The sequence below is a fragment of the Massilia sp. W12 genome (genome assembly GCF_037300705.1).
GTDB lineage: Bacteria > Pseudomonadota > Gammaproteobacteria > Burkholderiales > Burkholderiaceae_D > JACPVY01.
On the sequence record NZ_CP147776.1, the window covers coordinates 4,812,595 to 4,831,083 of the forward strand.

Consider the following 18,489-nt stretch of genomic DNA (forward strand, 5'->3'; position numbering starts at 1 on the left):
CGGTATTACTGCCTGACTTAGAGAGGAAGACAAGATGGCGCTTATCAAACCACGCACGCTGTTGATTATTTGCGGCATACTCAGTCTGGCCGCCATCGGCTGCGCCTGGTATTTGCAGCATTACAAAGATATGCTGCCATGCCCGTTGTGCGTGATTCAGCGTTATGCCTTTCTGGGCGTGGCGCTGTTTTGTCTGATCGGCGGCATCGGCAACGCCACCCGCCTCGGCGGCGTATTCGGGCTGTTGAGCGCGCTGGGCGGCTTGGGCACGGCCATCCGCCATGTCTGGGTGCAAGCCCATCCTTCTGTTTCCTGCGGCATTGATCCGATGGAAACCATGCTCAACCGCATCATTACCGCTGATCTCGTGCCGCAATTATTCAAGGCGGACGGTCTGTGCAGCGATGTGCATGCGTTGCTCGGCTTGACCATTCCGCAATGGTCGCTGGTGGGCTTTTCCGGCCTTACCCTGTTGCTGCTCTGGTCGTTGGTGCAACGCCGTGACTGAGGCATGGCCGGAAGCGCCTTGCACCCTGGCGCAATTGCAAAGCTGGCTGCACAGCCAGTCCGGCTTGCCGGCGCTGGAAGTGCGCATGCTGTTGATGCAAGCCTTACAGTTTTCGCGCACCGAATTGATGACGCGCGATCACACCACACTGGAGGCGCCGCAATTGGCGCAGGTGCGCAGTCTGATCCAACGCCGTTGCGCCGGGGAGCCGATGGCCTACATCAGCGGCGAGCGCGAATTTTTCGGCCTGCCGCTGCAGGTCAATCCGGCAGTCTTGATTCCACGTCCCGACACCGAATTGCTGGTTGAGCTGGCGGCGCAACATGCGCCCAACGGCGGCGCCGTGCTGGATATGGGCGCCGGCAGCGGCGCCATCGTGCTGGCGCTGGCCCATTTGCGCCCCGATCTGCAGTTGTGCGCACTGGACGCCAGCAGCGCGGCGCTGGAGGTGGCGCGCGCCAATGCCGCGCGCTTGCAGCAAGCCGGCTTGCTGCAAAACGCGCCCCAGTTTTTGCTCAGCGACTGGTTCAGCGCATTGCCGGCGCATATGCGCTTCGCCCTGATCGTCTCCAACCCGCCCTACATTGCCGCTGATGACAAGCATTTACAACAGGGTGATTTGCGCTTTGAGCCGGCGCAGGCGCTGACCGACGGAGCCGACGGTTTGCAGGATTTGCGTCATATCATTACGCACAGCCCGGCCTGGCTGGAGGAAGGCGGCTGGCTGTTATTGGAACACGGCCATCAGCAGGCCGCCGCAGTCCGCGCCTTGCTGCAAGCACATGGCTTTGTTCAGGCGCAGTCCTGGCGCGATCTGGCCGGCATCGAGCGCGTCAGCGGAGCTTGCCGCGCGGCGTCGCGCTGAACTGATCAGGCCGGCGGCAAAGCGCGAGTGGCATGGCCAATAATGGCTATACGCCAAACTGTTTGGAAAATCTTTGCTAGAATGCCGCCTACCCCGGCGCCTTGTCTGCGCCAAGCCTGCAAGGAGCACTCCCCCATGTTTCACCCGCTTTGCGCCCCCGCTGCTTCCTTCCCTTTGCCTTCCTGGCGCAAGCTGTTAAGCGCGACCTTGTGTGCGCTTGCGCTGGCAGCCCCGGCGCAGGCGCGCGACGCCGCGCTGCATCAGATTTTTGATGCGGACTGGGCCTGGCGTCTGCGCCAGGACCCGCTGTTGGCCACTGAAACCGGGGAGCGCCGCTACAATCATTTGCTGCCGGATGTCTCGCCGCGCGCACGGCAGGCCGATCTGGCGCACAAGCGCCGCGTGCTGCAAGCGCTGCAGCGCTTTGACCCGGCCCGGCTGGATGAGCAGGATGCGCTTTCACTGCAACTGCTGCGCCGGCAATATCAAATCGATCTGGACAAGGCGGCGCTGACACCGCATAAAATCTATGCCTTGACTGCGCTTGATGGCGGTCATTACGACCTGCTCTCGATGATCGATAAAATGCCGTTTGAAAACCGGCGCGATTATTTGAATTATCTGGCGCGCCTGCGCGCTGTGCCGCAATATCTGCGTCAGTTGCAAGCCCATCTCGACGCGGCGGAAAAAAGCGGCTGGCGCCCGCCGCGCGTGATTTTGAGCAAAGCGCCGCAACAATTACGCCTGCTGGCGCAAACCCTGGCGCACAGCCAATTCAGCGCGCCTTTACAAAACCTGGGGCACACTAAAGCCGATCAGGCGCTGCGCCAACGCTTCCAGCGCGCCTTGCAAAGCGATGTGAAACCGGCGCTGCTGGCCTTCGCCGCCTGGCTGCAAAATGATTATCTGCCGCGTTGCCGCGAAACGGTGGGGGCCGGCGACTTGCCGCAAGGCGCCGCGTATTATCAATTGGCGATCCGCGAAAACACCACCACCGATATGACGGCGGAACAGGTGCATGCGCTGGGCTTGCAGGAAGTCGCGCGGATTCAGCAGGAAATGCAAAGCGTGATGCGCGAAACCGGCTTTAACGGCGATTTCAATGCCTTCGCCAAAAAGCTCAACACTGAGCCGCAATTTTTCCACCAGACCCCGGAAGCCTTATTGCAAGGCCACCGCGAGATGGTGGCGCGCACCCGCCAGGCGCTGCCGGCGCTGTTCGGCAAACTGCCGCACACGCCGCCGGATGTCAAAGCAGCGCCCGGCCCGAATGCGGAACAAGCCGCCGGAGCCTGGTATGAAGCCGGCTCGCCGGATGGCAAGCGGCCCGGACGTTTTTACGCCAACACTTCGGCCCTGCACACCCGGCCCAAGTGGAAAATGGAAACGCTGACCTTGCATGAAGCAGAGCCTGGCCATCATTTTCAGGTCATGTTGGCGCAGGATAATCAAAATCTGCCGGCCTTCCGCCGTTTCGGCTGGCTGGTCGCATATGGCGAAGGCTGGGCCTTGTATGCCGAAAGCTTAGGGCCGCAACTGGGCTGGTTCAAAGATCCCTACGCCCGCTTTGGCCATCTGGATGACGCTTTATACCGCGCCGCGCGCCTGGTGGTGGACACCGGCTTGCACGCCAAGGGCTGGAGCCGGCAGCAGGCGATTGATTATTTAAATCAGAACACGGCCAACCCGCCAGCGGATAATGAGGTGGAAGTTGACCGTTATATCGGCTGGCCCGGCCAGGCGCTGGGCTACAAAATCGGACAATTGAAAATCTTGCAGATGCGCCAGCAAGCCGAAACGGCGCTGGGCGCACGTTTTGATATCCGCGCATTCCACGACTATCTGTTGGCCAGCGGCCCGCTGCCTTTGGATATTCTGGAACAGCGTATGCGCAATTGGCAGCAGACCGCAGCACAGTAATAAACCGCCGAGAGTTCCCCGCCGGCCCATCAAAAAAAGAGAAGGAAGAATAACGTGAGCACACTTTTGGAAAGCCGCATCGCCCTGCTTGGCGCCCCCGCCCGCCGTCATTTGTTGCAACAAGGTTTGCGCGGAATTGAGCGAGAAACCTTGCGCGTTGACGCCTTTGGCAAATTGGCCCACAGCCCGCACCCGCGCGCCTGGGGCAGTGCGCTGACGCATCCGCACCTGACAACCGATTATGCGGAAACGCTGGTCGAATTCATCACCCCGGCGCGGCATGACATCGGCCAGGCGATTGATGATTTGTGCGGCGCACACCGTTTCGCCTATTCCCATCTGCATGATGAAATGCTGTGGATGCATTCGATGCCGGCGCAATTGCCGCCGGAAGATGAAATCGCCATCGCCTGGTATGGGGTGTCCAATCCCGGCATGCTGAAGCACGTCTATCGGCGCGGTCTGGCTTTACGTTACGGCAAAGCAATGCAGTGCATTGCCGGCGTGCACTACAATTTTTCGCTGTCTGAAGATGTCTGGGCGCTGCTGCAAACTGAGGAAGCGCAATTACTGCCGAATCTGGCCAACCTGAGCCGCCAGGATTACCAGTCGGAAAGCTATATGGCTTTGATCCGCAATTTCCGCCGCTACAGCTGGCTGCTGATGTATTTATTCGGCGCGTCGCCGGCGCTGTCCACCTGTTTCCTGCAGGGCCGCGAACATCAACTCGAACGCCTTTCTGACGACACCCTGTTTTTGCCATACGCCACCAGCCTGCGCATGAGCGATCTGGGCTACCAGAACGACGCCCAGACCGATTTGCAACCGCGCGAAAACAGTCTCGAATGTTATGTGCACACCCTGTCTGAGGCGGTGAATAAACCCTGGCCGCCGTATGCGGAACTGGGCTTGCGGCATGGCCAGGACTGGGTGCAAATCTCGACCAATGTGCTGCAAATCGAAAACGAATACTATTCAACCATCCGCCCCAAACGCATCACCAAGCCGGGTGAAAGACCGATTCAAGCGCTGTGCCGGCGCGGCGTGCAATATATCGAAGTGCGTTGCCTGGATGTCGATCCGTTTGAACCCGCCGGCATCGCACGCGACACCGCGCGCTTTATGGATGTGTTTTTGCACTGGTGCGCACTGGCCGAAAGCGCGCCGATTTTCGCCGAGGGCAAGCAGGAAAATGCGCATAACTTCGCCACCGTGGTGAAAGAAGGCCGCCGCCCCGGCCTGCAGTTGCAAAGGAATGGCCATGCCATCAGTTTGCATGACTGGGGCCGTGAACTGATCGCCGAGATGCAAGAGGTGGCGGATCTGCTGGATCTGGTGCGCGGCGACGATACCCATCGGCGCACCCTGGCGCTGCAAGCCGGTAAGCTGGAACACCCGGAATTGACGCCATCCGCGCGCGTGCTTGAGGCCATCCGCTCGTATGACAACAGCTTCCATGAATTCGCCTTGCAGCAATCAGTCTTGCACGCCAACTGGTTCCGCAATCATCCGCCAGCCCCGGAACTGGCGCGCGAATACGAACATATGGCCGAGCAAAGCCTGGCTGAGCAACGCGCCATGGAAGCAGCGGATCAAATCAGTTTTGATGAATACATTGAGGCATATCGCCACAGCAAATTGTGTCAGGAATGCGATCCGGCGCCGGCGCATATGTCAGTGGAATGCGCTTGAAGGGGGTTCGGTGGCCGGCTTGCATGCCTTTGTGATGCAGGCCTTGCCGGGTGGGCGGATCAACGTTTGTTGTTTTTTGGGGTTTGGGGGTTTTGCGGTTTTACGCGACGCCACGTTCCAAGACAAAGCTGGCGATAGTGCTGGCGCTGCCGCCCAGATTCAGACAGGCGGCGCGCTGTGCGCCTGCCACCTGATAGTCTCCGGCCAAACCCGTCACCTGTTTCGCACAGTCCCACAGCATGCGGATGCCGCTGGCGCCGACAGGATGGCCGGCCCCGATTAAACCGCCGGAGGGATTCACCGGCAAACGCCCGCCGAAACACAGGCTGTCATCCTGCAGAGCGCGCCACCCCTCACCAGGCGGCGTCAAGCCAAAATGATCCAGCGCAATGTATTGCGTCATGGCGAAGCAATCATGGGTTTCAATCAAATCCATCTGCCAGACATCGGCCACGCCGGCGCGCGCAAAGGCATCCTGAATCGCCGCCGCCATATGCGGAAACAGCAGCGCATTGCTATGCGCCAATTTGCTCTCCAGCGATAAACCGGCAGTACGCCAGCCCCAGCCGCTGATGCGCGCCAGCTGATGCAAGCTTTTGCCGTGCAGTTCCGCCCACAGATGGGCAAAGCGCGCATTCGCCAGCAACACCGCCGCGCCGCCATCAGTCACCTGGCCGCAATCATTGCGCCGGGTCCACCCATCCACTACCGGATTGGCTTCATCATCCTGGCTGAAACTGGCTTGCGTGAATTCCCATTTGCGGGTTTGCGCCAAAGGATTGCGTTTGGCGTGCTGCAAATTGCGGCGCGCGATTTCCGCCAGATAGGCATACTCCATGCCATAGCGCTCGGCGTAAATTTGCGCCATGCGGCTGAACATATGCGGCCACAGCAGCCGCACCTCCTTTGCTTCACGCCCGGTCCAGGCCGCCGCCCCCAGATTGCGCGCCGCCGTCAGCCCCTGCACATTGCGCTCTTGCTCCGCGCCCAACACCAGCACACAGTCATGCCAGCCAGCCTGGATTTGCGCCATCGCTCCCAGAATCGCCATACTGCCGGAAGCGCAGGCCGCTTCATGCCGGGTCGCCGGCTTGCCCCAAAAACGCGCATCCAGACTGGCCGGCATAGCGCCAAGCTGGGCCTGACGGTTGAATAATTCGCCAAACGCATTGCCGACGTGAATCGCGCCGATTTGCGCCGGCGCCAGGGCCGACGCCTGCATCACGCCATCCAGCGTTTCCTGCACAATGTCGGCAATATCCTTGCCTTCTTTGGAAAAATTGCGCGCGAAATCGGTTTGATAGCCTGCCAGCACATACACGGACTGCATTCTGCTCTCCTTCCCGCGTGGCGGAATACCTTCATTTTTGCAGATCAAGCTCTGCAATGCGAGCCATGCGGCATGGCGTCACCGCATGAGCAATAATGTAATGCTTATCTGTCTGCGCCGCTGAAAAAGCCTGTGCATAAATAAAAACGCAGCGCCGATCAACTGACCAGACACTGCGCAAAGGAGGATTCTGAGAGAGACTGCAACACTGCAAACAAACTGCCACTGCCCTTACCTGCCCACGCACTCACGCATGGGCGCTGATGTATTCCACTTTGTCGCGCGCTTTGCGCAACAGGATGCCGAGTTCGCCGACTTCCGCAAACATCTCGCCATGCGTTTCCGCAGCAAGACGTTGCGTCATTTCCTGCGCCAGCCGGATCACCACCGCCAATTCTTCCGAAGTTTCACGGCGTTCCCATTCTTCTGACACGGCGCTCATTCCATCCCTCCATTGATCATGCTTTACGGAATCTGCAGCTACCGCCGGATACCTGTCCCGACTGCTTTGCTGCACCGCATTGCGTTCAACCATGATGTTATTCTACAGAAACACTTTTTCAAATCAAGAAGTCTGCGAAAAATAAACTTCTTGAATTTTCCCTTGTTATCAACTTGGTTTATCTTGTCAAAAATTCCTTTTTTTGCTGCACTGGCAAAACTTCATCCGGCCAAAACCCTGATTTTCATCTGAAATAACGGCAGTTCGCTGGGAATCAGTGTTTTTCCATGCGGAAACTTTTTACGTTGCGGCGCAGCATTCTCACCAGGTTTCAAAGCCTTCCAGCACATTTACCGCATTCACCCCGACTTCATTCACCGCATACCCCCCCTCAAAAATAAACACCGTCGGCAAGCCAAGCTGTGCAATCCGTTCGCCGATGCGCAAATAGTCGCTTGTTTGCAACAGAAAATGCGAAATCGGGTCGCCGGCGAAGGTATCCACCCCCAAAGAAATCACCAGCGCATCCGGACGCGCAGCGGCAATCCGCAGGCAGGCGCTCTCCAGCGCGGCGAACCATTGGGCTGCGCTGCTGCCTTGCGCCAGCGGCAGATTCAGATTCCAGCCCGCCCCCTCGCCAGCCCCGGTTTCATCGGCATACCCCAGATAAAAGGGGAAATCTGTGGCGGGATTAGCATGAATCGAGACAAAAAGGACATCACTGCGCTGATAAAAGATGCTTTGCGTACCATTCCCGTGGTGATAATCAATATCCAGAATCGCCACCCTGCGCGCGCCGTCATCCAATAAATGCTGCGCCGCCAGCGCGGCATTATTCAAAAAACAGTAGCCGCCAAAAAAATCATGTCCGGCATGGTGGCCTGGCGGTCTGCTGAGCACAAATGTTGCACGCTCGCCACAGTTGAGCGCATGCGCGGCATTGATCGCGCAGTCGGCCCCGGTTTTCGCCGCCAACCAGGTTCCGGCTGTCAGCGGAGTGCCGGAATCCATCGAATACAAACCCAGCTTGGCGCAAAAATTATCCGGCTCCTTGTCATGCCGCAAGCTGCGTATCGGCCAGACCGCCGGCAGCGCATCTCTTTCCGCATTCGCAGGATCCAAGGCCACCCATTCCTGCCAGGCGTGACGTAGAAAATGCAGATAACGCGGACTGTGGATTTTTTCCAACGACATCAGGGGCACGCCTTGCGGCGTGACAATTTCTCCCAGACCGCGCCGTTGCAATTCGGCCAGCACAAAATCCACACGCTGCGGTTTTTCAAAGCAGGGCAAGAGCTCGCCGCGAAAGAATTCCACCTTGCCGGCATGCTGACTATGCTGCCCATTGTAAAAAGTTAACATGCGCCCTCCATGGCTGATCGCGGGCATAAGCCCTTATTATTCATAAAACTAATAAACTTTATCATGAATATAAATTGGATTAATATGTTGCCGTGCATCATAATGCTTTCCGTCTCCTCTATTCTCCTCCAAGAAAATAGATTCACGCCCATCCCCGGATGGGCGTTTTTTTTTGATCTTTCGGCTACACTTGAAAAACGCCGCACAACCCTGATATCACGGCGCGTCATCATCAAATGCGAGAATCTATCATGTCACGTTATAAAGCCTTTGCCCTGCACCTTGCGGCAAGCTTGGTGCTTATTCTTGGCATCTTCATGGCCTTGCGCTCGATCTGGTACCCCGGACCGCTGTTTCATGCTGCGCAGGCCAGCAATCTGATGCAAATCCTGATTCCGGTGGATGTGATCCTCGGGCCGATATTAACCTTGATCATTTTCAAGGCTGGCAAGCGCGGCCTGAAATTTGATCTGGCCATCATTTTTCTGGCGCAAGCCAGCTTTCTGTTGTACGGCTTGTATTCCATTTACCAGGTGCGGCCGGTGTACTTTGCCCTGATGGAGCAAAACGCTTACCTGATCACGGCAAATGCGGTCGAAGACGAAAATCTGGCCAAAGCCAAGGACGAGCGATATCGGAAATTACCGGCGTGGGGGCCTGAGTGGGTCTTTGTCAAAGCGCCCACCGATTCTGAAGCGCGCAGCAATGATGTGCTGACCAATGCCATTTTCGGCATTGGCTCACAAAATCTGCCGGAACTGTACAGCCCGCTGCAAGATAAACAATTGCAAGCGGCGGCCCTTCCGTTTGAGCGGCTGAAAGATCTCAAACCGGCTGACCATAAAAAGCTGCTGGATTATCTTGAACAGCACAAGGGCCAAAAACACGGCTTTATCCGGCTCTACACCAAGACAGGCCCGATGTTTATAGCGATCAATATGCAAGATGGCAAGGTGGCGCAATTGATCTGAACACATTATTCACAAAACTTATCGACACTATTCTGAATATAAATTTGACGAATAGATTGCCACAGGGCAAAATAACACCTGTCTCCTCTATTCTTCCTCCTGGAAAATAGCTTCAAGCCCGCACCTGATGCGGGCTTTTTTTTTGCCTGGGCGATGCACCATTGCGGCGCTTTGCCGCCCGGGATTGCGACAAGACGGTGCAGCAAAGGCTGCCGCGATTCGCATCAAGCCTGTGGCATACCAGCGCGACAGCACTGGCACAAAAACTGCTTAGAAGAGAGATGAAAGATTGGGCCTACTGTCAACTTTGACAGTCTGCGCCAAATCGCACTTGGCATTTTGCTTGGCATCGGCGTAAAAATTTACGAAAAAGACAAGTGGAAAGATCAAAAATTTCCCGCACGGCCGGTCTTTTTTGTTGCGCAGCGCCAACTTATACAATATGCGGCCCCAAGCGCTTTGAGGATCTTTCGCCTTTTTTGATGTCAGCGTGAAATGTGGGTAAATGATTGGATTCGTGCAGTGATTTGCTGCTATCTGTGGCAAATTTCACATCGGAGGATTTTTTAGACAGATTGCTGGCAAGCCGTCAAAAAAAGTATTTTGGATCTGATTTGTTGCGCCGCGATTAATTCTTGCCGGGAAAAACACCGAGCAAGTGCTCGCGGCTTTTTCCATTATTCGGAAATTGTATGACTTACATCATAAAGATAAATTGGCTTGATATCGGAGAAGAGCGCATCATGCTTCCTGTCTCCTCTATTTCTCCTCCTAGAAAATAGATTGATGCCCACCCCAGGTGGGCTTTTTTTTGCCTGCGCTTTATTCAACTGATTGCTGATAAACCAGGGGGCGGTGGATTTCCATGATGCGCTCCGGGTGCGCCGGCTGCGTAAAGCCCAGCGGCTGGTACACCCCATGCGCATCGCTGGTGACCAGCATGATGCGGCGCAAGCGCTGCCAACACTCCTGCTGCAACACGCTTTGCAACATTTGTCTGGCGAAGCCATGCCCCCGCCAGGCCGGCAGCACAAACACATCAGACAGATAGGCAAATGTGGCGTAATCCGTCACCAGACGCATAAAGCTGACTTGCTGTGCGCCGACAAAACCGCCCACACAATAGGAATGCGCCAAGGCCTGGCGCAAAGTCGCCGCTGGAATATCGCGCGCCCAGGCGCTGTGCCGGGCTAAAAAGTCATGAATCATGGCGAAATCCATTTCCGCCAATTGATCTGAGATCCTGAGTTGCTGCGCTTCATGCATCATCCACCCCCAGCCAAAAAACGCCAGTGTAGCGCTATGTAAGGGTATATCCGCTCGGGCAAAAAAAACGGCGAACCCGGAAGTCCGCCGTTTTGCTCTGCAATGCCGCGCTCAGCTCAGCTTGCCATGGCACTGCTTATATTTTTTGCCGCTGCCGCATGGACAGGGATCATTGCGCCCCACTTTGGGGCCATGATTGACCATAGGTTCGCTGCTGTCGGCGCTGCTGCCATCGTCCGGATTCAATAAATCTTCCGGCGCTGCATTCGGGTCAAAGTCGGCGTGGCGATAATGCACATTCGCCACATGTGATTGATGCATCTGCTCTTCCGCCGCTTCCACTTCTTCGCGCGACTGGATGCGCACCGTGGTCACGATACGGGTCACATCGTCGCGAATCATGGTCAGCATTTGCTCAAACAGGGCGAACGCTTCGCGCTTGTATTCCTGTTTCGGGTTTTTCTGCGCATAACCGCGCAAGTGAATGCCCTGACGCAAATGATCCAGCGCGGCCAGATGTTCACGCCAGTGGGTGTCCAGGCTTTGCAACATCACATTGCGTTCAAAGCCGGCAAACACCTCGGCCCCGACCATATCCACCTTGGCCTTGTAGTTTTCATCGGCGATTTGCAGCAAGTGCTCCAGCAAGTCTTCGTCGGTGCAGTTTTTATGCTGATCCATATAGGCCTGGAAGTCGATCTTGATCTGCCAATCGACCGCCAGCAATTCTTGCAAGCCTTTGATATCCCATTGTTCTTCCATCGACTCTTCCGGCACGCTGGCGCGGAAGGTGTCGCTGAACACGCCACGGCGCAAATTGGTGATGGTGGCGGAAATATCTGCCGCCTCCAGCAACTCGTTACGCTGTTGGTAAATCACTTTACGCTGGTCATTCGCAACGTCATCGTATTCCAGCAATTGCTTACGGATGTCGAAGTTGCGCGCTTCCACTTTACGCTGCGCGGTTTCAATTGAGCGGGTCACGATGCCGGCTTCAATCGCTTCGCCTTCCGGCATTTTCAGGCGATCCATGATGGAGCGCAGACGCTCACCGGCGAAAATGCGCAACAGCGGATCGTCCAGACAGAGGTAGAAGCGGGAAGACCCCGGATCGCCCTGACGGCCTGCGCGGCCACGCAACTGATTATCCACCCGGCGCGATTCATGCCGCTCGGTGCCGATGATGTGCAAACCGCCAGCCGCCACCACTTGATCATGCAAGCCTTGCCATTCATCGCGCAATTGCTGCGAACGGGCGGATTTTTCCGCATCGCTCAACTTGGCGTCTTCATGGATAAACTGGATTTGTTTTTCCACATTGCCGCCCAACACGATATCGGTGCCCCGGCCCGCCATATTGGTGGCGATGGTGATCCCTTTCGGGCGTCCGGCCTGGGCGATGATTTCCGCTTCGCGCGCATGCTGTTTGGCGTTCAAGACATTGTGCGGCAGATTGCTCTTTTTCAGAATGCTGGACAGCAATTCCGAGTTTTCAATCGAGGTGGTGCCGACCAGCACCGGTTGCCCGCGTTCGTAGCAGTCTTTGATGTCATTCACGACTGCATTGAATTTTTCCTGCGAACTCTTGTACACCTGATCCTGGCGGTCTTTACGCTGCGGCGGGCGGTTGGGCGGAATCACCACCGTTTCCAGACCGTAAATTTCCTGGAATTCGTAGGCTTCGGTATCGGCTGTGCCGGTCATGCCGGCCAGCTTGGAATACATACGGAAATAATTCTGGAAGGTGATCGAGGCCAGGGTTTGGTTTTCGTGCTGGATCTTGACGCCTTCTTTCGCTTCCACCGCCTGATGCAGGCCGTCCGACCAGCGCCGCCCATTCATCATACGGCCCGTGAATTCGTCCACGATCACGACTTCGCCGTTTTGCACCACATAATGCTGGTCTTTGTGATACAGCACATGCGCGCGCAACGCGGCGTACAGGTGGTGGATCAGGGTGATATTCGCGGCGTCATACAAGGATGCGCCATCCGGCAGCAAGCCCAGCTCGGTCATGATGCGCTCGGCTTTTTCGTGCCCGGCTTCGGTCAGCAGCACGCTGTGCGCTTTTTCATCCTTGGTGTAATCGCCCGGCACTTCAATCTTGCCCTTGCCGTCCGGGGTTTCTTCGCCGATCTGCAGGGTCAGCATCTTCGGCACTTCATTGAGCTTGTAGTACAGACCGATGTCTTTATCAGCCTGACCGGAGATGATCAGCGGGGTGCGCGCTTCGTCGATCAAAATCGAGTCCACTTCATCGACGATGCCGAAATTCAAGCCGCGCTGTACGCGGTCGGCGATGTCGAACACCATATTGTCGCGCAGGAAATCGAAGCCGAATTCATTATTGGTGCCGTAGGTGATGTCTGCGGCATAGGCTTTTTGCTTGTCGTCGTGCGGCATTTGCGACAAATTGACGCCGGTGCTCAAACCCAGCCAGGCGAACAGTTTGCCGGTGGTGTCGGCGTCGCGCTGCGCCAGATAGTCATTCACGGTCACGATGTGCACGCCCTTGCCGGACAGCGCATTCAAATACGCCGCCAGGGTCGCCATCAGGGTTTTGCCTTCGCCGGTGCCCATTTCAGCGATCTTGCCATAGTGCAAGACCATGCCGCCGATCAGCTGCACGTCGAAGTGGCGCATCTTCAAGACGCGCTTACTGGCTTCGCGGCACACGGCAAAGGCTTCCGGCAACAGGGCGTCGAGGGTTTCGCCCTTGGCCAGACGCTGTTTGAATTCCGCCGTCTTGCCTTGCAAATCGGCATCGCTCAATTTCGACAGGGGATCTTCGAGCGCATTGATCTGGCGCACGGTTTTTTGATATTGCTTGAGCAGTCGCTGATTGCGGCTACCGAAAATCTGGGTCAGAAATGACATGCTTGCATTCTTGAAAATTGCGCTGGAAAAAGACTGCGCTTGCGCAGTCCACGTCACGGCCTTGCGGGTCGCGCTAAGCGCGACAAAATCAAACGGGTGATTTTATCATGCGATATTGAGTTGCAACACCGGGATTGCAAGAGCCCGGCGGAAATGTATTTACGGATATCAATTTTTCCCGGGGGTATTCAGCTGCGCCAGCTTGCCGACATCTGCCCCGGCTTGCAGGAATTTATGCGGATCCTGCGGCACGCCTTTGACATGCACTTCAAAATGCAGATGTGCGCCGGTTGAGCGTCCGGTTGAGCCGATGTCGGCGATATGCTGGCCGCGTTTGATAATATCGCCAACTTTGGCCAGCAGGCGCGAAGCGTGTGCGTAGCGCGTCACAATTTCGTTGCCATGATCAATATCCAGCATATTCCCATATTGGGGATGGAATTCGGCGGCGATCACGACGCCGCCGGCGGCGGCTTTGATCGGCGTCCCATTGGCGCTGGAAAAGTCGATCCCCTCATGAAAGGCGTTGCGGCCACTGAAAGGATCTATGCGCCAGCCAAAGCCGGATGCGTTGTAGCTGACATTCACCGGCTGGATGGTGGGTAAAAGACGGGATTTGATTTTGGCGTTCATCAATGCGGTTTCCACCACATTCATATAGTCTGCGCGCTGCTCAACGCCATGCGCCAAATCGTCCAGCGCAGTTTTCAGCTCATGCATGCTCAAATCATGCGAATGTTGCTCGGAATAGGCGCCGCCGCGTCCCGGCAGTTCGCGGAAATTGAATTCCTCCGGCTTCACGCCGGACAGGCCCTGAACCCGCTCGCCCAAGGCGTCGAGACGCGCCAGCTGGGCTTGCATTTCGCCCAATTTGAGCGCCATCAGATTCAGATTTTCTCTGAGAAATTTTTCTTTTTTCTGGCTGTCTTCCTGCGCCGCCATTTGCGCCAGGCTTTGCCCGCCGGGCAAAGGCAAATCGCCGCCAAAACGCACGGTGAGCCAGGTCAGGCTCACGCTCAACAGCGCAGTCATCAGCAAAAACGCCAAACCCAGCACAATCAGCATGCGCCCATTCAAGGTCACGGATCTGGCTTGCGCCAGACGCGGGTGCATCACGATAATTTGCATCTTTACTCCTCTCTGTACTCAGCCGTGGCGGATGTGCTAAGGTGCTGCGCCATGAACAGATTTCTCTCTTACCGCCAGACCACCGGCAATCAATCGGGCGGGGCCGCCGCCGAATTCCTGCGTCAACACCGCCGCATGGCCGGTCTGTTGCCGCAAGCCAGCGCGCTGCTGGCGCTGAAAGCGGAATGCATGAAACTGCTGCCATCGATGTTTGCGAGTTGCGAAGTGGTGCGTTTCGAGGCCGGCTTGCTGGTCATCCATCTGCCCAATGCCGCCATGCTCACCAAATTGAAGCAACAATTGCCGAAATTACAAGAACATCTGGCGCAACGGGGATGGCAGGTTACTTCAATCAGGCTGAAAGTGCAAGTCAGCGCACCGGCGCCAACGCCGGCCCCCGCCAGCGCGCCGCCGCGCCAGCTGAGTCAGGCCGCACTGGCGGCGCTGGATGAGTTGGAACACAATCTGGCGCAAGACCGGCACAGCCAGGACTTGCATGCCGCCGTCAAAGCGCTGCTGCAAAGCGCGCGCCATCAGTCCGCTGAATAAGCCTTATCGCTCTGACGCAGCGGCGGCAAATCGTCGCTTTCATCGAAGGTGACGTATTCCCAGGCGTCCGGCTGTTGCAACAATTCGCGCAGCAGCAGATTATTCAATCCATGGCCGGATTTATGCGCGCTGTAGGCCGCCAGCAAAGGGTGGCCGACCAAGTATAAATCGCCAATCGCATCCAGAATTTTGTGGCGCACGAATTCATCTTCGTAACGCAAGCCATTGCTGTTCAAAATCCGGTATTCGTCCATCACAATCGCGTTTTCCAGCGAACCGCCGCGCGCCAGGCCGATTTCGCGCAAGGTTTCGACATCTTGCATAAAGCCGAAAGTGCGCGCGCGCGCGACATCTTGCACATAGCAAATTTTGCCAAAATCGACTTCTGCGCGCTGAGCTGTGCCATCGACTGCCGGGTGATTGAATTCGATGAAAAAATCGAGTTTGAAACCATGAAAAGGCTCCAGCCTGGCCCATTTTTCCGCCGCGCCCTGGCCCTGTCGCACTTCGACTGCGCGCTTGACGCGGATAAATCGCCGCGCCTCGCTCTGCTCTTGCATCCCGGCCTGCTGCAACAGATACACAAATGATGAGGCCGAGCCATCCATGATGGGAATCTCTTCCGCCGACAAATCGACCCGCAGATTATCAATGCAAAGACCGGCGCAGGCCGACATCAAATGTTCGACGGTGGAAATGCGGGCGCCATCTTTCACCAGCGTGGAGGCCATGCGGGTATCGCCGACGATTGCGGCGTCCACCGGGAATTCGACCACCGGCTGCAAATCAACGCGGCGGAACACAATCCCGTGCCCCGGCGGGGCTGGGTGCAGAGATAACTCTACTTTGCGCCCGGAATGCAAACCGACGCCGGTGGTTTTCACAGAGTGTTCAATGGTGCGCTGTTTCAACATGGATTTATGATTGCGAGCTTGCAATTTTCTCTGGACAATCTGACATTTTAAGTCAATTGGATTGTATGAGCACGAGCACGCCACAAAACCCGATGCTGCGCAGCGCCCGCCTTTCTCTCTCAGTACTTGAAATTGAGCAAGCGCCTCTGCTGCTTGACTTTGTGCTGCGCAACCGCGCCCATCTGCACGCCTGGGAAGGCGCGCGCGATGAGGCGTATTTCACGCTGGCTGAATGCGAGAAGCGCATCGCGGCGCAGCAAGCCGCCATGGCGGCGGGCAGCGGCTACGCGTTTGCGCTGTTTGACCACGCACAGCACATCATGCTGGGCACAGCGGGATTATCGAATGTGGTGCGAGGCTTGTTTCAAGCCTGCCATCTCGGTTATTCACTCGATCATGCGCACCAGGGCCAGGGGCTGATGCATGAGGCGCTGCAGGAGGTGATACGCTTCGCCTTTGACGATCTGGGCTTGCACCGCGTCATGGCGAACTATATGCCGCACAATCTGCGCAGCGAAAAAGTATTGCAGCGGCTGGGTTTTGAAAAAGAGGGCTATGCGCGCGCGTATTTGAAAATCGGCGGGCAATGGCAGGATCATGTGCTGACCGCGCGCATCAATCCCGCCGCTATCTGAGGCTTACGCCGGCTGTGCTCAGGACAACTGGGCCAGCATGGTTTCCGCGTTCGAGACTTCAAACTTGCCCGGCGCTTCGATGTTCAAGCTCTTCACCACGCCATCCTCCACCAACATGGAGTAACGCTGGCTGCGGGTGCCCATGCCGAACTTGGAGAAATCAGCGTCCAGACCGAGCGCCTTGGAGAAGTCCGCATTGCCGTCTGCCATCATGCGCACGATGCCCGTGGCTTGTTGCTCGCGGCCCCAGGCGCCCATGACGAAAGCGTCATTCACCGAAATGCACCAGATTTCATCCACGCCCTTGGCCGCCAGTTCCTTGGCCAGCTTGACATAGCCCGGCACATGTTGCGCGGAGCAGGTCGGCGTGAAGGCGCCGGGCAAGCCGAAAATGGCAATCTTTTTGCCGCGCACCAAGTCTTCGACTTTGAAGGTATTCGGGCCGATCGCGCAGGATTCGGTCGCGGTCTCAACATATTCCGCCAGGCTGCCTTGCGGCAGGCGGTCGCCAATCTTGATGGTCATAGGAATTCCTTTGTGTATTGTTGGAGTGCGCTGCGCATGGCTGCAACTGAGCACGGCCTGCGCGCGCCGTGCAGTATGCATCAGGCACAAGCTTTTTGCAGCGCGCAAACAAAAAGCCCCTGTGCTGAACAGGGGCTTTTTTAGCGGCGCGGCGGGAAAATCAACGCTTTTCGCTGAAGTAGGCCGAAATCGCCCGCATATCTTCCGCACTGAGCACGCCGGCGGCTGCGCGCAAGCGGGTCCAGGCTTGCAAGTAGTTGTACTTGGCCTGCGCCAAGTCGCGCAAATTGCTGTAATACTGCTGACGCGCATTGAGCAAATCCAGATTGATGCGCAAGCCGCCCTTGATGCTTTGCTGGGTGGCTTGAATCAGCAGGCGGCTCGATTCCACTGCCTTTTGCACCGCCTCAATCTTGCCGGCGCTGCTGGTGGCCAGATTGAATTGCTTGCGGATTTCCTGCATCACCCGGTCGGAGCGCACATTCAGATCCGCCTTGGCTTTTTGATGATTCGCCACCGCCTGGTTGGAGGAGGCATTCACATAACCGCCGGAATACAAGGGAATATTCAATTGCACGCCGATTGAGCGCACGGTCGAATCCTGGTTCGAGGTGGACAGGGTTTCCGATTGGTTCTTGCTTAAACTCGCCACCAGATCCAGGCGCGGCAAATGGCCGGCTTTATTGCGGCGGATTTCCTGATAGGCGATTTCCACCGCTTTTTCCTGCGCCTTTAATTCCGGATTATTGCTCAGCGCCAAATCGCGCCAGGCGTCGAAGGTGTTCGGCTGCAGCGGGCGCAGACGGAAGTCCTTGCCCAGCTCATCCACCGCTTGCACATTGCTGCCGACAATGCCCGACAAGACGGCCTTGTTATTGGCCAGATTGTCGCGCGCCTCAATCAATTGCGCTTCCGCCACATCCAGCTTGGCCTGTGTTTCCAGCATCTCGGTGCGCGTGCCCTCGCCCTTGCTGAACATCTTCTCATTCATTTTGCGATGTTCGGCAAAGGTGTCGCGCTGCGCCACCATCAAAGCCACCTGATCTTGCGCAAATAAAATATCAAGGTAGGCGGAGAGCACGCGCAACATCAGTTCATGCTGACGCGAAATGAATTGGGCGTCGCTCAACTCGGTTTGCGCCTGGCCCTGACGGTAGCGCGCCCAGCCTTCCATATTCAGCAGCGGTTGACGCAGGCTCAGGCTGTTGCTGCGGCTGGTGTACTGCGGATGTGAGGTGCTGTCGCCGCCACGCTCGGAGTGAATGGTGTAATCCGCCCGGTTCTTGCTTTGCGAGAGTGACGCCGACAAAGTCGGCAGCAGATTCGCCCGGCCCAAGGCTTTATATTCCTTACCGGCTTCGCTTTCATAGCGCGCGCTCTGATAGGTCGGGTCATGTTGCAAAGCGGCTTCATACGCCTGCCATAAGCCGATGGCCTGCGCCGGCCCGGCCAATAACATTGGCAGCGCCAGACAGACGGCATTCCATTTCCAATGTGTCGCCACA

General features: G+C 56.9%; 16 protein-coding genes. 7 read left to right on the forward strand and 9 right to left on the reverse strand.

Going from position 1 to position 18,489, the window contains the following annotated elements:
* Positions 1-34 precede the first annotated feature (34 nt).
* The 4 genes from V8J88_RS19625 (at position 35) to gshA (ending at position 4,985) form a co-directional block, all read left to right on the forward strand.
* Entirely contained in the window at positions 35-508 is a 474-nt protein-coding gene (locus V8J88_RS19625; protein ID WP_338845924.1) for a disulfide bond formation protein B, read from the forward strand.
* Complete coding sequence (gene prmC / locus V8J88_RS19630; RefSeq protein WP_338845925.1) at positions 501-1,373, forward strand: peptide chain release factor N(5)-glutamine methyltransferase; 873 nt, start codon at positions 501-503, stop codon at positions 1,371-1,373. The genes V8J88_RS19625 and prmC overlap by 8 nt, the downstream gene beginning before the upstream one ends.
* A gap of 135 nt (positions 1,374-1,508) precedes the next feature.
* On the forward strand, positions 1,509-3,293 hold the full coding sequence (locus tag V8J88_RS19635) for a DUF885 domain-containing protein (protein ID WP_338845926.1): 1,785 nt from the start codon (positions 1,509-1,511) through the stop codon (positions 3,291-3,293).
* Positions 3,294-3,347: 54 nt separating this feature from the next.
* Positions 3,348-4,985, forward strand: a complete 1,638-nt coding sequence (gshA, locus tag V8J88_RS19640; RefSeq protein WP_338845927.1) for a glutamate--cysteine ligase — start codon at positions 3,348-3,350, stop codon at positions 4,983-4,985.
* 100 nt (positions 4,986-5,085) lie between these two features.
* Here gshA and V8J88_RS19645 read toward each other — a convergent pair whose 3' ends face one another.
* From V8J88_RS19645 to V8J88_RS19655, 3 genes are all read right to left on the reverse strand, one after another.
* Positions 5,086-6,315, reverse strand: a complete 1,230-nt coding sequence (locus V8J88_RS19645; protein ID WP_338845928.1) for an acetyl-CoA acetyltransferase — start codon at positions 6,313-6,315, stop codon at positions 5,086-5,088.
* A gap of 247 nt (positions 6,316-6,562) precedes the next feature.
* The gene (locus tag V8J88_RS19650) at positions 6,563-6,757 is read right to left on the reverse strand and encodes a hypothetical protein (protein ID WP_338845930.1); all 195 of its coding nucleotides are present in this window, start codon (positions 6,755-6,757) and stop codon (positions 6,563-6,565) included.
* Between the two features lie 321 nt (positions 6,758-7,078).
* Positions 7,079-8,119, reverse strand: a complete 1,041-nt coding sequence (locus tag V8J88_RS19655) for a histone deacetylase family protein (RefSeq protein WP_338845931.1) — start codon at positions 8,117-8,119, stop codon at positions 7,079-7,081.
* Between the two features lie 251 nt (positions 8,120-8,370).
* On the opposite strand from V8J88_RS19655, the gene V8J88_RS19660 reads away from it, so the two are divergent.
* Entirely contained in the window at positions 8,371-9,090 is a 720-nt protein-coding gene (locus tag V8J88_RS19660) for a hypothetical protein (RefSeq protein ID WP_338845932.1), read from the forward strand.
* An 822-nt stretch (positions 9,091-9,912) separates the two neighbouring features.
* Here the strand turns inward: V8J88_RS19660 and V8J88_RS19665 are convergent.
* The 3 genes from V8J88_RS19665 to V8J88_RS19675 form a co-directional block, all read right to left on the reverse strand.
* On the reverse strand, positions 9,913-10,359 hold the full coding sequence (locus V8J88_RS19665) for a GNAT family N-acetyltransferase (RefSeq protein ID WP_338845933.1): 447 nt from the start codon (positions 10,357-10,359) through the stop codon (positions 9,913-9,915).
* Between the two features lie 108 nt (positions 10,360-10,467).
* A complete protein-coding gene (secA, locus tag V8J88_RS19670; RefSeq protein WP_338845934.1) occupies positions 10,468-13,233 on the reverse strand; it encodes a preprotein translocase subunit SecA in 2,766 nt (921 codons plus the stop codon).
* Between the two features lie 168 nt (positions 13,234-13,401).
* Positions 13,402-14,361 carry a M23 family metallopeptidase gene (locus V8J88_RS19675; protein ID WP_338845935.1) on the reverse strand — a complete coding sequence of 320 codons (960 nt, stop codon included), beginning with the start codon at positions 14,359-14,361 and terminating at the stop codon, positions 13,402-13,404.
* 51 nt (positions 14,362-14,412) lie between these two features.
* Between V8J88_RS19675 and V8J88_RS19680 the strand changes: the two genes are divergently transcribed.
* Positions 14,413-14,910: a DciA family protein gene (locus V8J88_RS19680; RefSeq protein ID WP_338845936.1), complete on the forward strand. Its 498-nt coding sequence runs from the start codon at positions 14,413-14,415 to the stop codon at positions 14,908-14,910.
* On the opposite strand, the gene lpxC is transcribed toward V8J88_RS19680, so the two are convergent.
* Positions 14,895-15,824 carry a UDP-3-O-acyl-N-acetylglucosamine deacetylase gene (lpxC, locus tag V8J88_RS19685; protein WP_338845938.1) on the reverse strand — a complete coding sequence of 310 codons (930 nt, stop codon included), beginning with the start codon at positions 15,822-15,824 and terminating at the stop codon, positions 14,895-14,897. The genes V8J88_RS19680 and lpxC overlap by 16 nt on opposite strands.
* Before the next feature lie 65 nt (positions 15,825-15,889).
* On the opposite strand from lpxC, the gene V8J88_RS19690 reads away from it, so the two are divergent.
* The gene (locus V8J88_RS19690) at positions 15,890-16,459 is read left to right on the forward strand and encodes a GNAT family N-acetyltransferase (RefSeq protein ID WP_338845939.1); all 570 of its coding nucleotides are present in this window, start codon (positions 15,890-15,892) and stop codon (positions 16,457-16,459) included.
* 18 nt (positions 16,460-16,477) lie between these two features.
* Here the strand turns inward: V8J88_RS19690 and V8J88_RS19695 are convergent, their stop codons facing one another.
* Together V8J88_RS19695 and V8J88_RS19700 are read right to left on the reverse strand one after the other, a co-directional pair.
* The gene (locus tag V8J88_RS19695; RefSeq protein WP_338845940.1) at positions 16,478-16,984 is read right to left on the reverse strand and encodes a peroxiredoxin; all 507 of its coding nucleotides are present in this window, start codon (positions 16,982-16,984) and stop codon (positions 16,478-16,480) included.
* Positions 16,985-17,144: 160 nt separating this feature from the next.
* Positions 17,145-18,488 carry a TolC family outer membrane protein gene (locus V8J88_RS19700; protein WP_338845941.1) on the reverse strand — a complete coding sequence of 448 codons (1,344 nt, stop codon included), beginning with the start codon at positions 18,486-18,488 and terminating at the stop codon, positions 17,145-17,147.
* Position 18,489: the final 1 nt, after the last annotated feature.

Bases quoted from the DNA above. Each gene is read 5' to 3' on its own strand.
- V8J88_RS19625 (WP_338845924.1), top strand. From the start codon at position 35: ATGGCGCTTATCAAACCACGCACGCTGTTGATTATTTGCGGCATACTC.
- V8J88_RS19635 (WP_338845926.1), top strand. From the start codon at position 1,509: ATGTTTCACCCGCTTTGCGCCCCCGCTGCTTCCTTCCCTTTGCCTTCC.
- V8J88_RS19645 (WP_338845928.1), bottom strand. From the start codon at position 6,315: ATGCAGTCCGTGTATGTGCTGGCAGGCTATCAAACCGATTTCGCGCGC.
- V8J88_RS19650 (WP_338845930.1), bottom strand. From the start codon at position 6,757: ATGAGCGCCGTGTCAGAAGAATGGGAACGCCGTGAAACTTCGGAAGAA.
- V8J88_RS19655 (WP_338845931.1), bottom strand. From the start codon at position 8,119: ATGTTAACTTTTTACAATGGGCAGCATAGTCAGCATGCCGGCAAGGTG.
- V8J88_RS19660 (WP_338845932.1), top strand. From the start codon at position 8,371: ATGTCACGTTATAAAGCCTTTGCCCTGCACCTTGCGGCAAGCTTGGTG.
- V8J88_RS19665 (WP_338845933.1), bottom strand. From the start codon at position 10,359: ATGATGCATGAAGCGCAGCAACTCAGGATCTCAGATCAATTGGCGGAA.
- secA (WP_338845934.1), bottom strand. From the start codon at position 13,233: ATGTCATTTCTGACCCAGATTTTCGGTAGCCGCAATCAGCGACTGCTC.
- V8J88_RS19675 (WP_338845935.1), bottom strand. From the start codon at position 14,361: ATGCAAATTATCGTGATGCACCCGCGTCTGGCGCAAGCCAGATCCGTG.
- V8J88_RS19680 (WP_338845936.1), top strand. From the start codon at position 14,413: ATGAACAGATTTCTCTCTTACCGCCAGACCACCGGCAATCAATCGGGC.
- lpxC (WP_338845938.1), bottom strand. From the start codon at position 15,824: ATGTTGAAACAGCGCACCATTGAACACTCTGTGAAAACCACCGGCGTC.
- V8J88_RS19690 (WP_338845939.1), top strand. From the start codon at position 15,890: ATGAGCACGAGCACGCCACAAAACCCGATGCTGCGCAGCGCCCGCCTT.
- V8J88_RS19695 (WP_338845940.1), bottom strand. From the start codon at position 16,984: ATGACCATCAAGATTGGCGACCGCCTGCCGCAAGGCAGCCTGGCGGAA.